This window comes from Stenotrophomonas pavanii, assembly GCF_900101175.1.
GTDB classification, from domain to species: domain Bacteria; phylum Pseudomonadota; class Gammaproteobacteria; order Xanthomonadales; family Xanthomonadaceae; genus Stenotrophomonas; species Stenotrophomonas pavanii.
Map to the genome: position 1 here is coordinate 308,669 of NZ_FNFQ01000001.1, position 18,428 is coordinate 327,096.

Consider the following 18,428-nt stretch of genomic DNA (forward strand, 5'->3'; position numbering starts at 1 on the left):
ACTTTAGACGCCCTTTTGAATCACGCCGAAGAACACCATGACGGCGGTAACCGCGATCCACAGAATGGCCAGCGGGATGAAGACCTTCCAGCCCAGGCGCATGATCTGGTCGTAGCGGAAGCGCGGGAAGCTGGCACGGAACCAGATGTAGGCACTGGCGAAGAAGAACACCTTGACGAACAGCCACGGCGCGCCCCCCTTCCAGATCCAGTCGACCAGCGGCGAGACTTCGCCGAAGTTGACCCAGCCCTGGACCGGGCTCAGCCAGCCGCCGAGGAAGAAGATCGAGATCAGGAAGCTGATCAGGATCATGTTCGCGTATTCGGCCAGGAAGAACAGGGCGAAGGCACCGCCGGAGTACTCGACCATGTGGCCGGCGACGATTTCCGACTCGCCTTCCACCACGTCGAACGGCGCGCGGTTGGTTTCAGCCACGCCCGACACCCAGTAGATGACGAACAGCGGGAACAGCGGCAGCAGGAACCAGTCGAAGAAGCCGGAACTGCCGGCCTGCGCCATCACGATGTTGCTCAGGTTCAGGCTGCCCGAGGCGATCATCACGCCGACCAGGGCGAAGCCCATGGCGATTTCGTAGCTGATCATCTGCGCCGAGGCGCGCATCGCACCCAGGAACGCATACTTCGAGTTGGATGCCCAACCGGCCAGGATGATGCCGTAGATGCCCAGCGAGGTCATCGCCAGCAGGTACAGCAGGCCGGCGTTGGCGTTGGACAGCACGATCTGCGAATCGAAGGGCACCACCGACCAGGCCGCGAAGGCCGGGGCCAGGGTGATCAGCGGGGCCAGCAGATAGATCGCCTTGTTGGCGCTGCTCGGCTGGACCACTTCCTTGAACAGCAGCTTGAAGACGTCGGCGAAGGCCTGGAAGATGCCCATGCCCACGTACATCGGGCCGTGGCGGACGTGCATCCAGCCGATCAGCTTGCGTTCCCAGACCACGTAGAAGGCCACCGAGATGATCACCGGAACGGCGATCACCAGGATCTTCAGGATGATCCAGATCAGCGCGCCGATGTCACCGAGGCCCAGCAGCCACTGGTGCAGCGGGTCGACCGCGTTCAACAGCAATTCGTTCATGCAGCCACCACCGATACGCGAGCGGCACCCAGCGGCGCGGTCGCGCCGTGGCCCGATTCAATCCAGACCGAACCCGCAGCGACGCGGGCGTCGACCACCACCGGCAGGGTGGCCTTGCCGGCATCGGTGCCGACCTTGGCCATCTGCCCTTCCCGCAGCTGCAGGCGAGCGGCATCTTCTGCGTTCAGCACGATGCGCGGGGCGTTGTTGAGCGGATGCGACTGCAGTGCCGGGGCGCGACGGACCACCGCATCGGTGCGGTAGATCGCGGCGGTCGAAGCCACTTCCAGGCCTTCGCCGGCAACTACCGGCTGCGCCGAAGCGGCAACGGTGACCGACACCGGGGCCAGGCTGGCGCGCAGGCCGGCCAGGTCGGTGAAGTCGAAACCGGCCACGGCCAGCTCGCCGCCCAGGGCGCGCAGCACGCGCCAGCCCTCACGGGCCTCGCCCGGCAGCTTGCCGCCGGCACGGGCGGACTGCTCGCGACCATCAAGGTTGGTCAGGGTGGCGTCGATTTCCGGCAGCGCACCGATCGGCAGGATCACATCGGCGACGTCGCGGGTCGAGGCACAGGCGAACTGGCTGAAGGCCACCACCTGGGCGCCGACCAGCGCCTTGCGCGCGGCAGGGGCATCGGCGAAGTCCAGGCCCGGCTCCAGGCCGTACACCACGTAGGCCTGGCGCGGCTGCGCCAGCATCGCGGCGACGTCCTTGCCGGCCGGCAGCACGCCGGCGCGGGTCAGGCCAACGGCATTGGCGCCCTGCGGGATGCGGCACAGCTTGGCACCGGTGGCGGCGGCGAACTCACGCGCGGCAGCGCGGATCGCGGCAGCCTGCGGGTGGTTTTCGGCGATGCCACCGACGATCAGCACGGTGTTGTTGCCGCCCTGCACTGCCGAACGCAGCTCGGCGTTGGCCAGCGCGTCGACGAACTTCGACGGCGCAACGATCTGCTTGCCGGCGATGCTGAAGGCGAAGTCGAAGTCCACCGGATTGACGACGTGGATCTTCGCGCCGTTGGTGGTCTGCGCCTTGCGCAGGCGGGCGTGCAGCAGCGGCAGTTCGTGGCGGATGTTGCTGCCCAGAACGACGATGCGGTCGGCGCCTTCGATCTCGGCCAGCGGCAGGCCGAACACTTCGGCGGTTGCGGCGTCGGAGAAATCGCGGTTGTTGATGCGGTGGTCGATGTTGCTCGAGCCCAGGCCCTTGGCCAGGCGGGCCAGCAGCGCACCCTCCTCGTTCGAGGTGGACGGATGCACCAGCACGCCCAGGTTGTCGCCCTGGTTTGCCTTGAGGATCTCAGCGGCCGCGGCCAGGCCTTCGGCCCAGCTCACTTCCTTCCACTCGCCATTGACCTTGCGCAGCGGCTTGACCGCACGGTCTTCGCTGTACAGGCCCTGGTGCGAGTAGCGGTCACGGTCGGACAGCCAGCACTCGTTCACCGCTTCGTTGTCGCGCGGCACGGTGCGCAGCACTTCGCCGCGACGCACGTGCAGGAACAGGTTCGAACCCATCGCGTCGTGGTAGCCCAGCGATTCGCGCGCGGTCAGTTCCCACGGGCGGGCGCGGAACTGGAACACCTTGTTGGTCAGCGCGCCGACCGGGCAGACGTCGACGACGTTGCCGGACAGCTCGGTGGTCAGCGGCTTGCCGTCAAAGGTACCGATCTGCAGGTTCTCGCCGCGGTACATGCCACCCAGTTCATAGGTACCGGCAACGTCGGCGGTGAAGCGGACGCAGCGGGTGCACTGGATGCAGCGGGTCATCTCGGTGGCGACCAGCGGGCCCATGTCCTCGTCCGGCACCACGCGCTTGCGCTCGTTGAAGCGGCTGACCGAACGGCCATAGCCCAGCGAAACGTCCTGCAGCTCGCACTCGCCGCCCTGATCGCAGATCGGGCAGTCCAGCGGATGGTTGATGAGCAGGAACTCCATCACCGAGCGCTGGAACTTCAGTGCCTTCTCGCTGCGGGTGGCGACCTTCATGCCGTCCATCACCGGGGTGGCACAGGCCGGCGCCGGCTTCGGCGACTTTTCCACGTCCACCAGGCACATGCGGCAGTTGGCGGCGATCGGCAGCTTCTCGTGGTAGCAGAAGCGCGGAATCGGAATGCCGGCCTTGTCGGCCGCCTGGATGATCATCGAACCCTTGGGCACGACCAGCGACTTGCCATCGATCTCGATGGTCACGTGATCCGGTGGCACGTTCGGGTTTACGGGTTGCGCGCTCATGCGGCGGCTGCCTCCACCTTCTTGCCGTCAACCATCGAATGACCGTTGACGATGTAGTACTCGAATTCGTCCCAGAACTGGCGCAGGAAGCCCTGGATGGGCCATGCAGCCGCTTCACCGAACGCACAGATGGTGTGGCCTTCGATCTGCCCGGCCACCGCCTTCAGCTGGTGCAGGTCCTCCATCGTGGCCTTGCCGGCGACGATGCGCTCCAGCACGCGGTGCATCCAGCCGGTGCCTTCACGGCACGGGGTGCACTGGCCACAGGATTCCTTGTGGAAGAACTGGCTGATGCGGCAGGCGAACTTGACGCAGCACACGCTGTCGTCGAGCACCACGATCGCACCCGAGCCCAGGCCGGAGCCCAGCGCACGGATGGTGTCGTAGTCCATCGGCAGGCCCTTCAGCTCGGCCGCGGTCAGCACCGGCATCGACACGCCGCCGGGGATCGCGCCCTTGAGCTTGCGGCCCGGACGCAGGCCACCGGCCATTTCCAGCAGGTCGTCGAAGGTGGTGCCCAGCGGCACTTCGAAGTTGCCGCCGTTCTGCACGCAACCGGACACCGAGAAGCACTTCGGGCCGCCATTGGCGGTCAGGCTCAGGCCCTTGAACCACTCCGGACCGTTGCGGATGATCGCCGGCACCGAACCGTAGGTTTCGGTGTTGTTGATCGTCGACGGCTTGCCGTAGAGGCCGAAGTTCGCCGGGAACGGCGGCTTGTAGCGCGGCTGGCCCTTCTTGCCTTCCAGCGATTCCATCAGCGCGGTTTCTTCGCCGCAGATGTAGGCGCCGGCGCCCAGCGCGCCGTAGATGTCGATGTCCACGCCGCTGCCGAGGATGTTCTTGCCCAGCCAGCCGTTCGCATAGGCGTCGGCCAGGGCCTGCTCGAAGTGCTCGAACGGCTCGTGGTGGAATTCACCGCGCAGGTAGTTGTACCCCACGGTCGAACCGGTGGCGTAGCAGGCGATCGCCATGCCCTCCACCACCGAGTGCGGGTTGTAGCGCAGGATGTCGCGGTCCTTGCAGGTGCCCGGCTCGGATTCGTCCGAGTTGCAGAGGATGTACTTCTGCATGTTGCCCTTGGGCATGAAGGACCACTTCAGGCCGGTCGGGAAGCCTGCGCCACCGCGGCCGCGCAGGCCCGAGGCCTTGACCATCTCGATGACCTGCTCCGGCGGGATCTTCTCTTCGAGGATCTTGCGCAGGGCGGCGTAGCCACCGGTCTTCAGGTAGCTTTCGTACGACCACGGGGTGTCGTAATGCAGGGTGGTGTAGACCACCTGGTGCGGCAGCGGCGCCGGGCCGACCGGACCCTTGGATTCGTGGTGATGTGCCATGCCCTTACTCCAGCCCGTCCAGCAGCTCGTCGACCTTTTCCAGGGTCAGACGCTCATGGTAGTGACCGTTGATGACCATCATCGGCGCGCCGCCACAACCGGCCAGGCACTCTTCCTCGCGCTTGAGGTAGACGCGGCCGTCCGGGGTCGATTCACCGTGCTTGATGCCCAGCTTCTTCTCGCAATGGCGGACGATGTCCTCGGCGCCATTGAGCCAGCAGCTGATGTTGGTGCAGATGGCCACGTTGTTGCGGCCCACCTTCTCGGTCTCGAACATCGAGTAGAAGCTGGCGACCTCGTAGGCCCACACCGGCGGCAGGTCGAGGTACTTGGCGACGGCGGCGATCAGCTCGTCGGTCAGCCAGCCCTGGTTCTGCTCCTGGGCCGCATGCAGGCCCTGCAGCACGGCAGAGCGCTTGCGGTCCGGCGGGAACTTGGACAGCCAGTGATCGATGTGAGCGCGGGTCTTGTCGCTCAGCACCACCATCGGGTCGACGTCGCGCGCCGCCTCGAAATTACCTGTCGCCTTCATCGGCCGACCTCAGCGAAATGCATAACGTGAAATTCCAGAAACTGCGGCGCCGGCTTGCGCCGGCTGCCTGCAGCGGGCGTTGGCGTGGCGGACGGCATTACCGGTCAACCTCGCCGAACACCAGGTCGTAGGTACCGATCATCGCCACCACGTCGGCCAGCATGTGGCCGCGTACGATCGAATCGATCGAGGACAGGTGGGCGAAGCCCGGTGCGCGCAGGTGCACGCGGAACGGCTTGTTGGCGCCATCGGAGACCAGGTAGCAGCCGAATTCGCCCTTGGGCGCTTCCACGGCCGCATAGGTTTCACCCGCCGGTACGCAATAGCCTTCGCTGAACAGCTTGAAGTGGTGGATCAGCGCTTCCATGTCGTCCTTCATGTCCTCGCGCTTGGGCGGAGCGACCTTGAAGTTCTTGACCATGACCGGGCCGGGGTTGGCCTTCAGCCACGCCACGCACTGCTTGATGATGCGGTTGGATTCGCGCATTTCGGCGACGCGGACCAGGTAGCGGTCGTAGCAGTCGCCTTCCTTGCCCAGCGGGATGTCGAAATCGACGGCATCGTACTTGGCGTACGGGCGCTTCTTGCGCAGGTCCCAGGCGATGCCCGAGCCGCGCAGCATCACGCCGGTCATGCCCCACTGGTGGGCCAGTTCCGGAGTGACCACGCCGATGCCGACGGTACGCTGCTTCCAGATGCGGTTGTCGGTCAGCAGGGTTTCGTATTCGTCGACGCGCTTGGGGAACTCGACGGTGAAGTTTTCCAGGAAGTCGAGCAGCGAGCCTTCGCGCGAAGCATTGAGCTGCTTCAGCGCCTTGCCCTTGTGCCAGCGTGATTCCTTGTACTTCGGCATGTGGTCCGGCAGGTCGCGGTAGACGCCGCCCGGACGGTAGTACGCCGCGTGCATGCGCGCGCCGGAGACCGCTTCATAGCAGTCCATCAGTTCTTCGCGCTCGCGGAAGGCATACAGCATCACCGCCATCGCACCCAGGTCGAGCGCGTTGGAGCCCAGCCACATCAGGTGGTTGAGGATGCGGGTGATTTCGTCGTACATGGTGCGGATGTACTGCGCACGCTCCGGCGCTTCGATGCCCATCAGGGTCTCGATCGCGCGCACGTAGGCGTGCTCGTTGCACATCATCGACACGTAGTCGAGGCGATCCATGTAGCCGATCGACTGGTTGAACGGCTTGGACTCGGCCAGCTTCTCGGTGCCACGGTGCAGCAGACCCACGTGCGGGTCGGCACGCATGATGGTTTCGCCGTCCATTTCCAGGATCAGGCGCAGCACACCGTGAGCGGCCGGGTGCTGCGGGCCGAAGTTCATGGTGTAGTTGCGGATTTCCTGCCGGCTTTCGGCGGCGTTGCTGGCGAACGCTTCGCCGGCCTGGTGTACGTGGCTCACTTCACTGCCTCCTGCGCGCGCTCACCGGCTGCGGTCTGCAGACGGGCGTCGTCACGGATCACGCGCGGCACGCCGACACGCGGCTCCACCGAGGTGACCGGTTCGTAGATCACGCGCTTCTTTTCTTCGTCGTAGCGGACTTCGACATTGCCGATCAGCGGGAAGTCCTTGCGGAACGGATGGCCGACGAAACCGTAGTCGGTCAGGATCCGGCGCAGGTCCGGGTGGCCTTCGAAGATCACGCCGTACAGGTCGAACGCTTCGCGCTCGAACCAGTTCAGGCCCGGCCACACGCTGGTCAGCGAGGACACCACCGGCAGCGCTTCGTCAGGGGCGAAGCAGCGCAGGTGCATCATCAGGTTGTGCTGGTACGAACGCAGCTGGGCGACCACGGCGAAACGCTGGGTCGGCATGTGCTGCGGGCGGGCACCGTCGGCACCGTTTTCCTCGGTGGGGAACTCGCCCCACGCGAAGCGGCCCTGGGCCTTGCCTTCGACGCCACGGCTGAAGCCCTGCGAGGACACGTCGGCGGTGTCCCATTCGTCGGAGCCATAACCGAGGTAGTCGACGCCGCACAGATCCACGGCCTGCTCGAAACCAAACTCGTCACGCAGCGCCAGGGCGGTGGCGTGCCACTCGGCGGCAGGCACTTCCAGCGTCACTTCGCCGCGGGGTTCGACCACGATGACCTTCGCACCAGCGAAACGTGCGGAGAGTCGGTCGATGAAGGATGCTTGCTCTGCCATGGGGGCTTGGCGCGCTCTTGTCAGGTGAAGGGGTCAGCGGGCGATGGTCTGTGTACGCCAGATCTTCTTCTGCAGCTGCAGGATCCCGTACACCAGCGCCTCGGCGGTCGGCGGGCAGCCCGGGACGTAGACGTCCACCGGCACCACGCGATCACAGCCGCGCACGACAGAATAGGAGTAGTGGTAGTAGCCACCGCCGTTGGCGCAGCTGCCCATCGAGATGACCCACTTCGGGTCCGGCATCTGGTCGTAGACCTTGCGCAGCGCCGGGGCCATCTTGTTGACCAGGGTACCGGCCACGATCATCACGTCGGACTGGCGCGGCGACGGGCGGAACACCACGCCGTAGCGGTCAAGGTCCAGGCGCGCGGCGCCGGCGTGCATCATCTCGACCGCGCAGCAGGCCAGGCCGAAGGTCATCGGCCACATCGAGCCGGTGCGCGCCCAGTTCAGCAGTGCGTCGACGCTGGTGGTGACAAAGCCCTTTTCCAGCAGCGGGTTGTCGCCTTCCGGCCGCAGGATGTCATCAACCCGGCCTTCCGGCGACGGGTTGTTCATCAGGCCATCGAGAGTCTGAATCACTCCCATTCCAGCGCTCCCTTCTTCCAGACGTAAATGAAACCGAGGAACAGCATGCCGACGAACAGGCCCATGGTGACCAGCGAACGGGCGCCCAGCTCCATGAAGACCTGGGTCCACGGCACGATGAAGATGATTTCCAGGTCGAAGACGATGAACTGGATCGCGATCAGGTAGTAGCGCACATCGAACTTCATGCGCGCGTCTTCGAAGGCCTCGAAGCCGCACTCGTACGGCGAGAGCTTTTCCAGATCGGGGCGGCGGGGACCGAGGAATCGACCAACCAGCATCAGCGTAACGCCGATACCGGTGGCAACGATCAGAAACAGCAGAGAAGGCAAATATTCGGCCAGCACAGCGATTCTCTCTTGCCTCTGCCGCCGCGCCTGCAGGCGCTTTGGCATGGGGGAGTGGACGGGAACCTGCCTGGCGCCTTGCGCGCCAGACGAACCCGCTTTACTTACAAATGGTGCCCAAGAGGGGACTCGAACCCCTACGACTTGCGTCGCTACCACCTCAAGGTAGTGCGTCTACCAATTCCGCCACCTGGGCAAACGATCACATCAGACTATCTTCCCGATGCGCCGCGTATTGTAACCGGCTTCAGTGTTTCTGGGAGCCTTCCGAAGGCTTTTCTTCACCAGAAACCGAAGATTCCGCCTGAGCCGGCACATTCGCCGCCGGAACCGGGGCGGCCGGGACCGGATCGGCCTTCGGAACGGCCGGCAGTTCGCCCGCCGGAGCCGCCGGCGCGCTGGCCGCCGGGGCGGACATCAGGCCCAGGTCCTGGTCGGCCGCCGGACGGGTGCCGTGACCGGCATACCAGGCCATGAAGAGACTGATGCCGAAGAACACGACTGCCAGCCACTTGGTCGACTTGGACAGGAAGTTCGAGGCGCCACGCGCACCGAACACCGTGCCCGAGGCGCCGGCACCAAAGCCCGAACCCGCCGCCGCACCCGAGCCACGCTGCATCAGGATCAGCGCGATCATGGCCACAGCGACCAGCACGTAGACGACATTGAGGATCAACATCAGCATTGGAAACCGCCCTCGGACAATACTTCTAGGATTAGTTCGCGGCCGCCGCCCGTGCGATGGCCAGGAAGTCCGCGGCCACCAGAGAGGCGCCGCCGACCAGCCCACCATCGACATCCGGCTGCGCGAACAGTTCCCCGGCATTGTCGGGCTTCACGCTACCGCCGTAAACAATGGGCAGTGAATCAGCAATTCTAGCATCGAAGCGCGCGACTTCGCCACGGATGAACGCGTGCACCTGCTGCGCCTGCTCCTTGCTGGCGGTACGCCCGGTACCGATGGCCCACACCGGCTCATAGGCGACCACGGCCTGGGCGAAGCCGGCCGCGCCGGTCAGTTCCAGCACCGGCGCCAGCTGGCTGGCGATGACCGCTTCGGTCTGCCCGGCCTCGCGCTGCTCAAGGGTTTCCCCCACGCACAACACCGGCACCAGCCCAGCGTGCAGGGCCGCGGCGAACTTGCGCGCGACCAGTTCGCTGCTCTCATGATGGTACTGGCGGCGTTCGGAATGACCGACCAGGCCATAGCGGGCCCCCACCTCGACCAGCATGGCGGCGCAGACCTCACCGGTGTAGGCGCCCTTCTCGTTGCTGCTCACGTCCTGCGCGCCAAAGGCCAGGCCGGTCTGGCCGAAGTCCTCGACCAGCTCGCCCAGGTACGGCAGCGGCGGCAGGATCACCACATCCACCCCATCCACCGGCAGCCCGGCGGCCACCTGCCCCAGCAGTTCATTGGCGAATTGACGGCTGCCATGCAGCTTCCAGTTTCCGGCGACGATCTTGCGGCGCATGAGCGGGTGGCTCCTGTGTGAAGTCAGCCGATCATGATACCCGTTACGGCAAAAATCCGTTTCCGTGTAAGCGGTTACATCGATTTTCAGCCAACGGCGCAGCCCCTCGTGGCGGGGGTCTGGTTGGGCTGGGCGCGGAAAGCCCGGTTGGATGGGTGGGCTTGGCCGGGCGGGTGGGGATGGCGGGGGACGCCGTAACCCGTCCGTTCTGGCCGTGGACTTGCCGGCCAGCGGCCGGCACTACCGCGGCTGCAGGGCGCCGCCCTGCAAAGACAAAGGCCGCCTTTCGGCGGCCTCGCGTCTCATTACTTCAGCTTGATCTCGCGCAGGCGTTCCTCGAGGAAGCCGTGGGCGGTGATCGGCTCCGGATACCGGCTCGGGTTCTCCGGGGTGATGCACGAGGGCAGCACGTCGATCAGGAAGTCCGGGTTCGGGTGCAGGAAGAACGGCACCGAGTAGCGCGGCTGGCGCGCCAGTTCGCCCGGGGGGTTGACCACGCGGTGGATGGTCGACGGATACACGTGGTTGGTCAGGCGCTGCAGCATGTCGCCGATGTTGACCACGATGGTGTCCGCGTCCGAGGTGAACGGCACCCACTCGCCATCATGCGACTGCACCTCCAGGCCGGCGGCACTGGCGCCGACCAGCAGGGTGATGAAATTGATGTCGCCATGGGCGCCGGCGCGCACGTTCGGAATGTCGTCGGTGGTGATCGGCGGGTAGTGGATCGGGCGCAGGATCGAATTGCCGAAGTTGGTCTTGTCGGCGAAGAAGTTCTCCGGCAGGCCGATGTGCAGGGCCAGCGCCGACAGCACGCGCGACCCCAGGTTGTCCAGCGCCTGGTACAGGCCGTAACCGCGCTCACGGAACCCCTCGACCTCGGTCGGCCACAGATTCGGCGCCATCACGTCACGGTACTTGGAGTCGTCGGCGATCTCGCGACCGATGTGCCAGAACTCCTTCAGGTCGAAATGCTTGGAGCCCTTGGCGGTTTCCACGCCGAACGGGGTGTAGCCGCGGGCGCCACCGCTGCCAGCGACGTGGTACTTGCGCTTGACCTCTTCCGGCAGGGCGAAGAAGGCCTTGAAGGCATCGTAGGCCGCGTCGATGTCGGCCTGCGGAATGCCGTGGTTGCGGATGCCCGCGAATCCCCATTGGCGGTAGGCCGCGCCCAGCTCGGCCACGAAGGCCTCGCGGTCGCTGTCAAAACGGGTGATGTCGAGGGTGGGGATCTGGCTCACAGCGGTTCCTGGCTTGTCGTTGGGTCTGGGGGGCCAGCGCATTCATGGCCCGCCTGAACATTGTGACAGATCGCCCGGAGGACGCCACTCGATACGAAGAAACAAACCGATACAATGCGCGACCCGCGCGTGGCGCAACGCGGCCATCACGTTGCCGCCGCTCCCCGTTCCCGCGCTCCCCGAACCCGCCCCGCCATGCCCGCCGCTGTCTCCGCCGCCCCTGTCGTCGAAGGTCCCGCCCAGCGCTGGCGCCGGCTGGCCTGGTGGTCGCTGTTCATCGCCGGCAACGCCGTCCTGGCGGCGGCGATCGCGCTGGGCAACGTGCCACTGCGTGACAATCCGGGCGGTGCCACGGGCCTGGCCTATCTGGCGATCGCCCTGCCCGGCCACCTGCTCGCGTTCGGCGCGCTGGCCGGCCTGCTGCCACTGCTGCTGGGCCTGTGGCCGCGCCGGGCGCGCACGTTGAGCGTCAGCGCCGTACTGCTGCAGGGGCTGTGGCTGTGCCTGCTGCTGGTCGACGCCAAGGTCTTCACCCTGTACCGCTTCCACCTCAATGCCATGGTCGTGAACATGGTGTTCGGCGGCGCCCTGCAGGACCAGGTCGCCCTGTCCTGGAAGACCTGGCTGCAGGTCGCGCTGCTGGTCGCCGCGGTCTTCACCGCCGAAGGCCTGCTGGCCTGGGCATGCTGGAAGCTGCTGCCGGCGGCATCGCATCGGCGCCGGGTGCTGCAGGCCTGGGCGGCGGTCGCGCTGCTGATGGGCGGCGGCCAGCTGGCCACGGCCTACTACGACGCGCGCGGCGACCGCGATGTGATCGCACAGTGGAACTACCTGCCGTGGGCACAGCCGATCACGGCCAAGAGTTTCATGCGGCGCCTGGGCGTGGTCAGCCAGCAGCAGGCCGGCCTGCCCGACCCGCGCCACGCGCAGCTGCTGTACCCGCTGCATCCGCTGCGCTGCCAGAGCCCACATCGCCCGAACGTGCTGATGGTGGTCCTGGAATCGCTGCGCCACGATGCGCTGACACCACAGCTGATGCCCCATACGTCGGCGCTGGCGCAGGACGCGCGCGTGTTCGACCACCACTTCAGTACCGGCAATGCCACCCGCTACGGCCTGTTCGGGCTGCTCTACGGCCTGCCCGGCGGCTACTGGCCGAGCATGCTGGACGAGCAGCGTGGTTCGCAGCTGTTCCAGGTGCTGGGCCAGCAGGGCTACGACCTGCACCTGTACGGCAGCGCGCCGATGTACAGCCCCGAATTCGATCGCACCGTGTTTGCCGATGTGCGCGACCAGCTGCACCAGGGGCCATCGGCGCTGAAGTCCGACGGTCGCGACCGCGCGATCGTCGGCGCGCTGCAGCAGGACATCCGCGCCAGCCAGGCGGCAGACCACCCGTGGTTCGGGTTCGTGTTCCTCGACTCCACCCACGCGCCCTACCACATGCCCGAGGGCTATCCGCCGGTGGCCACACCGATGGCCGCCGACATCGACTTCCTCAAGTTCGGCCCGGAGCATGACCCGACGCCGGAGCTCAACCGCTACCGCACCGCCGTGCACTATGCCGACAGCCTGATCGGATCGCTGCTGGACGACCTGCGCGCGCAGGGCCTGGCCGAGGACACCATCGTGCTGGTCACCGGTGACCATGCCGAAGAGTTCAACGACCTCGGGCTGAACTACTGGGGCCACAACGGCAACTTCTCCGACTACCAGCTGCAGGTGCCGTTCGTGCTGCATTGGCCGGGCAAGGCCGCTGGCCACGACGCACGCACCAGCTCGCACGAAGACTGGGTGCCAACACTGATGCGCCACGCGCTGGGCTGCGAGAACGCACTGGCCGACTACAGCACCGGCCAGGACCTGCTGGCCGAGCCACAGGGCCAGCGTGCGCTGGTGGTCGAAAGCTGGTCGCAGCGCGCGGTACGCCATGGCGATGCGATCTATGTGTTCGACAAGTTCGGCAACGCCACCGCCCTGGACCTGCACTATCGCCCGCTGCCGCAGCAGGTGCCCGATGCCGCCGCCGTACGTACCGCATGGGAAGCGCTGACCCGCTTCCGCAATCGTTGACCTTCAAGGATCGATCCCGCATGAACCGTCCGTTGCGCATCCTGCACACCGAAGCCGCCAAGGGAATGGGCGGGCAGGAGATCTACATCTTCCGCCACATGCAGGTGATGCGCGCGCGCGGCCACGAGGTGGCCCTGCTGTGCCAGCCCGAAGCCCGCTTGGCTACGCTGGCCCGCGATGATGGCTTCACTGTCCACACCCTGCGCATGGGCGGCCTGCTGCGCCTGCTGCGTGGCATCTGGTCGGTCTCGCGGCTGGTCCGCCGCGAGCGCTACGACGTGGTCAACACCACCAGCCGTCGTGACGCGCTGATCGCTGCCGCCGGCGCCCGCCTGGGCGGCACGCCGCTGGTGGTGCGCTCGCGCCACCTGATGAGCCCGGTCAATTCGCTGCTGACCTATACCGGCCTGCCGCACCGGGTGCTGACCGTCAGCAGCTTCGTCAAGCAGCTGCTGACCGAGCGCGGCATTCCGGCCGAGCGCATCGGTATCGTACCGCCCATCGCCGTGCCGCCGCGCTGGAGCGAGATCCGCAAGGCCGATCCCTGGCAGTGCCTGCAGGAGGTGCGCGCGGACGTGCGTGCCGAACTCGGCTTCGGCGAACAGGACATCGTGGTCGGCTGCGTGGCGGTGCTGCGCGAGCCCAAGGGCCACGCCGACCTGCTGCAGGCGATGGTGCCGCTGTGCAGGACGCATCCGAACCTGCACCTGGTGGTGATCGGCGATGGCCAGCCGGTCATGGATCGGCTGCAGGCAATGCGCGACGAACACGGGCTGCAGCAACAGGTGCATCTGCTGGGCTACCGCGATGGCGCCTGCCGGCTGATGGCCGGTTTCGACATCTTCGCGCTGGCGTCGCACAAGGAAGCGGCCGGTACCGTGTTCCTGGAAGCGGCCTATGTCGGCGTGCCGATCGTGGCCACCCGCGTTGGAGGCGTGCCGGAGATGGTGGTCGATGGCAGCAATGCGATCCTCACCCGGCTGGGCGACAATGCAGCCCTGACCGGTGCCCTGCGCCTGTTGGTGGACGATCCGGAACGGCGCCGGCAGATGGGCCGCGCCGGGTGGGACTGGATGCGCAGCGCGCACCGCTTCACCCCCGACGGCCACGGCGAGACCACCGAACACTATTACCACCAGTGGCTGAAGGAGCTGGGACATGGCTGATGCCCGAACCGTACCGGTGCTGATGCACCACCACGTCAGCCCGTCGCCGGGCATGATCACCGTGTCGCCGGAGAATTTCGAAAGCCAGATCGCCTGGCTGGCCGGCAACGGCTGGACTTCGCTGACACTGGACCAGTACGCCGGTTTCCTGGCCGGCCGGCCGGTGCCGCGCAAGTCGATCGTGATCACCTTCGACGATGGCTACCTGGACAACTGGGTGTATGCGCACCCGATCCTGCAGAAGTACGGGATGCACGCGGTGGTGTTCGTGGTCACCGGCTGGATGGGCGAAGGCCCGCAGCGGCCGCATGCGGGGATGGCCGGCGCAACGCTGCCCACCACGCCCGACCACCGCGGCTGCGAAGCGGCGATCTACGAGCAGAACCGCAGCGACGACGTGATGATGCGCTGGAGCGAAGCGCGCGCGGCCATTGCCGCTGGCACTTTCGAAGTGCATTGCCACACCCATACCCACACCCGCTGGCTGCGCCGCGACGACCTGGACCGCGCGCAGCGCCGTGCCGGCCTGAGCCGGGACCTGGCAGTCTCGCGCGAGGTCCTGAAGGAAAAGCTGGGCGAGGTGTCGGACACGCTGTGCTGGCCCTACGGCGATTTCGACCAGGATCACATCGAGGTGGCCCGCGAGCAGGGCTTCCGCTACCTGCACACCACCCACCCGTTCGGTCGCAACGTGGTGGGCGGCGACCCGGAACGCATCTACCGCTTCGCGATCCGCAACCGCCCGGCCAGCTGGCTGCGCAAGCGCATCGCGCAGAGCTACAACCCTCTGATCGCGCCGCTGTTCAATGGCTTCAAGGCACGCCAGAAGAAGATGGTGCCGGGCCCGTAAGCGTTACGCTGCCCTGTCGCGTGAACGAAAAACGCCCCGGCTTTTCGGGGCGTTTTCCGTTTGCTGAAGGTGCAGCCGCCTCAGGCAGCGGCTTCACGCACCGCTGCGGACAGGCGATCCAGCGTGTCCTGCATCAGCGCTGCGTCATCGGCCTCGACCGTGACCCGCACCACCGGCTCGGTGCCGGACGGGCGCAGGAACGCACGGCCGCGACCGGCCACCGACTGCTGCGCGACGGCCAGTGCGGCCTGCACGCTGTCGGCCTGCACCGTGGCCTTGGCCGAGACATTGCCCAGCCGCACGTTGACCGTCTTCTGCGGCACCCGCACCAGCCCCTTCAGCGCCTGGCGCAGGGTCTGGCCGCTGTTGCGCAGCGCCACCAGCACCTGCAGCGCGCTGACGATACCGTCACCGGTGGTGGCGCGGTCCAGGCACAGCAGGTGGCCGGAGGCCTCCCCGCCGAGCACGCCACCGCCTTCGATCAGCGCCTGGTGCACGTAGCGATCACCGACATTGCTGCGCACGAACGGAATCTGCAGGTCGGCGAACGCCTTCTCGATGCCATAGTTGCTCATCAGCGTGCCGACCACCGGGCCGCGCAGGCGGCCTTCGTCCTTCCAGGCACGGGCCAGGATGTACAGCAGGTCATCGCCGTCGACCGGATTGCCCTGGTCGTCGGCCATCAGCACGCGGTCGCCGTCGCCATCGAAGGCGATGCCGAGATCCGCGCGGGTCTCGCGGACCTTGGCCGCGAGGTTGTCGATATGGGTCGAGCCCACGCCGGCATTGATGTTGACGCCATTCGGCTCGGCACCAATGCCGATCACCTCGGCGCCCAGTTCGCGGAACAGCAGCGGTGCGATCTGGTAAGTGGCACCGTGCGCACAGTCCAGCACCAGACGCACGCCACGCAGGTCGAACGCGCGCGGTACGCTGGCCTTGCAGAACTCGATGTAGCGGCCGACCGCCTCGCGCGCGCGCGCGGCCTTGCCCAGCTTTTCCGATTCGGCGGTGGTGAACGGAACGTCCAGCGCCGCTTCCAGGGCCAGCTCGGTGGCATCGTCGAGCTTCTCGCCCTGGGCGGAAAAGAACTTGATGCCGTTGTCGTAATGCGGATTGTGCGAGGCGCTGATGACGATGCCGGCATCCACGCCCAGCGTACGGGTCAGGAATGCCACCGCCGGGGTCGGCATCGGTCCCAGCAGCTGCACGTCGGCACCGGCGGCGACCAGGCCGGCTTCCAGCGCCGCCTCGAACATGTAACCGGAAATGCGGGTGTCCTTGCCGATCACCACGATCGGCCGCCGCCCATCCTGGCCGCGCTGGGCGACCAGGACGCGACCCAGGGCGTTGCCCAGGCGCAGCACGAAGTCGGCCGAGATCACGCCCTGGCCGACCCGGCCTCGGATGCCATCAGTACCGAAGTACTTGCGGCCTCCCATCAAGCCACCTCCGGCGCCGGCTGGCGACCCAGCATCGCCAGCAGGTCGGACAGGCGGTCGCGCATTTCGCGGCGGTCGCAGATCTGGTCGATGGCACCGTGCTCGAGCAGGAACTCCGAGCGCTGGAAGCCCTCCGGCAGCTTCTCGCGCACGGTCTGCTCGATCACGCGCGGGCCGGCGAAGCCGATCAGCGCCTGCGGCTCGGCGATGTTGATGTCGCCCAGCATCGCGAAGGAGGCCGAGACGCCACCGGTGGTCGGATGGGTCAGCACCGAAATGTACGGCAGGCCGGCTTCACGCAGCTTGCCCAGCGCGGCCGAGGTCTTGGCCATCTGCATCAGCGAGAACAGGCCTTCCTGCATGCGGGCGCCGCCGCTCTGCGAGAAGCACACGTAGGGCGCACCGATCTCGACTGCGGTTTCCGCAGCCAGTGCGAAGCGCTCGCCGACCACCGAGCCCATCGAGCCGCCCATGAAGGCGAAGTCGAAGGACGATGCCACCAGCGCACGGCCCTTGAGCAGGCCGCGCATGGCGATCAGCGCGTCGTACTCGCCGGTGTTCTTCTGCGCGATCTTGATGCGCTCGCTGTACTTCTTCTGGTCCTTGAACTTGAGCAGGTCGGTCGGCCCCAGGCGCGCACCGATCTCGGTGGTGCTGTCGGCGTCGAACAGGGCGGCCAGGCGCGCGCGCGCGCGGATCGCCATGTGATGGCCGCACTTCGGGCAGACTTCCAGGTTCTCTTCCAGTTCCGGACGGTACAACGCGCTGCCGCAGTTGCTGCACTTTTCCCACAGGCCCTCGGGGACGCTGCGCTTCTTGCTGGGGGTGTTGTCGGTGCGGATGCCGGACGGCATCAACTTGCTGAGCCAACTCATGCGGGAGGACACTTCCGTTCAGGGCGGCCCAGGGGCCGCAAAGGCGGACAGTCTAGCTCCGCTTTCCCCGCCCGTGCACCCCCTTGCCAGCGGCGGGGCAGCCGGAAAAAACCATGCTGGGACGTACGTTTAGGTGCTGGGCGGTGCCCGCCGCTGGCCGGCAGCCCTTGCACGCGCGCCCTCAGGAGGATGCCGGCCGGCGGCCGGCACGACCATTACGCGTCCAGCGCCTGCCGCAGCGGGGCCAGGAAAGAACGGGCACGCTGCGCGGCCTCTTCAGCCGAGCCCGCTTCGGCCAGCGCCGCCACCAGCGCGCTGCCCACCACCACGCCGTCCGCCTGCCGGGCCATGGCTGCGGCACTGGCGGCATCCTTGATGCCGAAGCCCGCCACCACCGGCACCGACGCACGCGCGCGCAACGCCTGCAGGCGGGCACTGGCGGCATCACTGTCCAGGCGCTCGGACGCGCCGGTGACACCGGCAAAGCTGACGTAGTAAAGATAGCCACGGGCCAGCGCCAGCAGCTTGTCGGCACGTGCTTCGCTGGTGGTCGGCGATGCCAGCAGAACCAGCGCAAGGCCGGCGGCGTCGAACGCCTGCTGGGCCTCGCCCGCCTCTTCCGGCGGCAGGTCGACCAGCAGCACGCCGTCCACGCCGGCGTCGACGGCGGCCTTGGCGAAGGCCGCGTAGCCGTGGATCTCCACCGGGTTCAGGTAGCCCATCAGCACCACCGGGGTCTGCGCATCGCGCTCGCGGAACTGCGCCACGGCCTGCAGGACGTAGCGGCTGCCTGCACCGCGGGCCAGCGCGCGCTCGGAGCTGCGCTGGATGGTCGGGCCGTCGGCCATCGGGTCGGAGAACGGCACGCCCAGTTCGATCACGTCGGCACCGGCCTCGACCAGCGCGTGCATGACCGGCACGGTGGCCTCCAGCGAGGGATCACCGGCCGTGACGAAGGGGATCAGCGCCTTGCGCTGCTGTTCGCGCAGACGCTGGAAACAGGCATCGAGTCGGGATACGGACAT

17 protein-coding genes and 1 tRNA gene are annotated in these 18,428 nt (G+C 66.9%); 3 read left to right on the forward strand and 15 right to left on the reverse strand.

The window, feature by feature from the left end:
* Positions 1-3: 3 nt before the first annotated feature.
* The 12 genes from nuoH to BLS66_RS01575 all read right to left on the reverse strand — a co-directional run bounded on the left by nuoH (position 4) and on the right by BLS66_RS01575 (position 11,039).
* Positions 4-1,098, reverse strand: a complete 1,095-nt coding sequence (nuoH, locus tag BLS66_RS01520; protein WP_074724932.1) for an NADH-quinone oxidoreductase subunit NuoH — start codon at positions 1,096-1,098, stop codon at positions 4-6.
* A complete protein-coding gene (nuoG, locus tag BLS66_RS01525) occupies positions 1,095-3,329 on the reverse strand; it encodes an NADH-quinone oxidoreductase subunit NuoG (RefSeq protein WP_074724933.1) in 2,235 nt (744 codons plus the stop codon). Before nuoG ends, nuoH begins: the two co-directional genes overlap by 4 nt.
* The gene (gene nuoF, locus BLS66_RS01530) at positions 3,326-4,666 is read right to left on the reverse strand and encodes an NADH-quinone oxidoreductase subunit NuoF (protein ID WP_005417934.1); all 1,341 of its coding nucleotides are present in this window, start codon (positions 4,664-4,666) and stop codon (positions 3,326-3,328) included. The genes nuoG and nuoF overlap by 4 nt, the downstream gene beginning before the upstream one ends.
* 4 nt (positions 4,667-4,670) lie before the next feature.
* Entirely contained in the window at positions 4,671-5,198 is a 528-nt protein-coding gene (gene nuoE, locus BLS66_RS01535; RefSeq protein WP_014647867.1) for an NADH-quinone oxidoreductase subunit NuoE, read from the reverse strand.
* Between the two features lie 97 nt (positions 5,199-5,295).
* Entirely contained in the window at positions 5,296-6,603 is a 1,308-nt protein-coding gene (locus tag BLS66_RS01540; protein ID WP_049470672.1) for an NADH-quinone oxidoreductase subunit D, read from the reverse strand.
* Positions 6,600-7,349, reverse strand: coding sequence for an NADH-quinone oxidoreductase subunit C (locus tag BLS66_RS01545; RefSeq protein ID WP_014647869.1), 750 nt, complete (start codon positions 7,347-7,349; stop codon positions 6,600-6,602). Before BLS66_RS01545 ends, BLS66_RS01540 begins: the two co-directional genes overlap by 4 nt.
* A 33-nt stretch (positions 7,350-7,382) precedes the next feature.
* Complete coding sequence (locus tag BLS66_RS01550; protein WP_005417936.1) at positions 7,383-7,937, reverse strand: NuoB/complex I 20 kDa subunit family protein; 555 nt, start codon at positions 7,935-7,937, stop codon at positions 7,383-7,385.
* A complete protein-coding gene (locus tag BLS66_RS01555; RefSeq protein WP_005417937.1) occupies positions 7,928-8,284 on the reverse strand; it encodes an NADH-quinone oxidoreductase subunit A in 357 nt (118 codons plus the stop codon). Before BLS66_RS01555 ends, BLS66_RS01550 begins: the two co-directional genes overlap by 10 nt.
* Positions 8,285-8,395: 111 nt before the next feature.
* Positions 8,396-8,480: transfer RNA gene (locus BLS66_RS01560), tRNA-Leu, on the reverse strand.
* Positions 8,481-8,531: 51 nt separating this feature from the next.
* Entirely contained in the window at positions 8,532-8,969 is a 438-nt protein-coding gene (gene secG / locus BLS66_RS01565) for a preprotein translocase subunit SecG (RefSeq protein WP_014647871.1), read from the reverse strand.
* Positions 8,970-9,000: 31 nt separating this feature from the next.
* The gene (tpiA, locus tag BLS66_RS01570; RefSeq protein WP_053460948.1) at positions 9,001-9,756 is read right to left on the reverse strand and encodes a triose-phosphate isomerase; all 756 of its coding nucleotides are present in this window, start codon (positions 9,754-9,756) and stop codon (positions 9,001-9,003) included.
* Positions 9,757-10,061: 305 nt separating this feature from the next.
* Positions 10,062-11,039, reverse strand: a complete 978-nt coding sequence (locus tag BLS66_RS01575) for an isopenicillin N synthase family dioxygenase (RefSeq protein WP_049470666.1) — start codon at positions 11,037-11,039, stop codon at positions 10,062-10,064.
* Positions 11,040-11,192: 153 nt separating this feature from the next.
* On the opposite strand from BLS66_RS01575, the gene BLS66_RS01580 reads away from it, so the two are divergent.
* From BLS66_RS01580 to BLS66_RS01590, 3 genes are read left to right on the forward strand one after another with little or no spacing between them, the layout of a single operon-like run.
* A complete protein-coding gene (locus BLS66_RS01580) occupies positions 11,193-13,070 on the forward strand; it encodes a DUF3413 domain-containing protein (RefSeq protein ID WP_074724934.1) in 1,878 nt (625 codons plus the stop codon).
* Between the two features lie 20 nt (positions 13,071-13,090).
* Entirely contained in the window at positions 13,091-14,236 is a 1,146-nt protein-coding gene (locus BLS66_RS01585; RefSeq protein ID WP_049470661.1) for a glycosyltransferase family 4 protein, read from the forward strand.
* Positions 14,229-15,086: a polysaccharide deacetylase family protein gene (locus BLS66_RS01590; RefSeq protein WP_064238930.1), complete on the forward strand. Its 858-nt coding sequence runs from the start codon at positions 14,229-14,231 to the stop codon at positions 15,084-15,086. The genes BLS66_RS01585 and BLS66_RS01590 overlap by 8 nt, the downstream gene beginning before the upstream one ends.
* Positions 15,087-15,166: 80 nt before the next feature.
* On the opposite strand, the gene glmM is transcribed toward BLS66_RS01590, so the two are convergent.
* The 3 genes from glmM to trpA form a co-directional block, all read right to left on the reverse strand.
* The gene (glmM, locus tag BLS66_RS01595; RefSeq protein ID WP_049470657.1) at positions 15,167-16,528 is read right to left on the reverse strand and encodes a phosphoglucosamine mutase; all 1,362 of its coding nucleotides are present in this window, start codon (positions 16,526-16,528) and stop codon (positions 15,167-15,169) included.
* On the reverse strand, positions 16,528-17,403 hold the full coding sequence (gene accD, locus BLS66_RS01600) for an acetyl-CoA carboxylase, carboxyltransferase subunit beta (RefSeq protein ID WP_005410473.1): 876 nt from the start codon (positions 17,401-17,403) through the stop codon (positions 16,528-16,530). The genes glmM and accD overlap by 1 nt, the downstream gene beginning before the upstream one ends.
* Before the next feature lie 215 nt (positions 17,404-17,618).
* Positions 17,619-18,428 (reverse strand): tryptophan synthase subunit alpha, encoded by an 810-nt coding sequence (gene trpA, locus BLS66_RS01605; RefSeq protein ID WP_074724935.1) that lies wholly within the window; start codon positions 18,426-18,428, stop codon positions 17,619-17,621.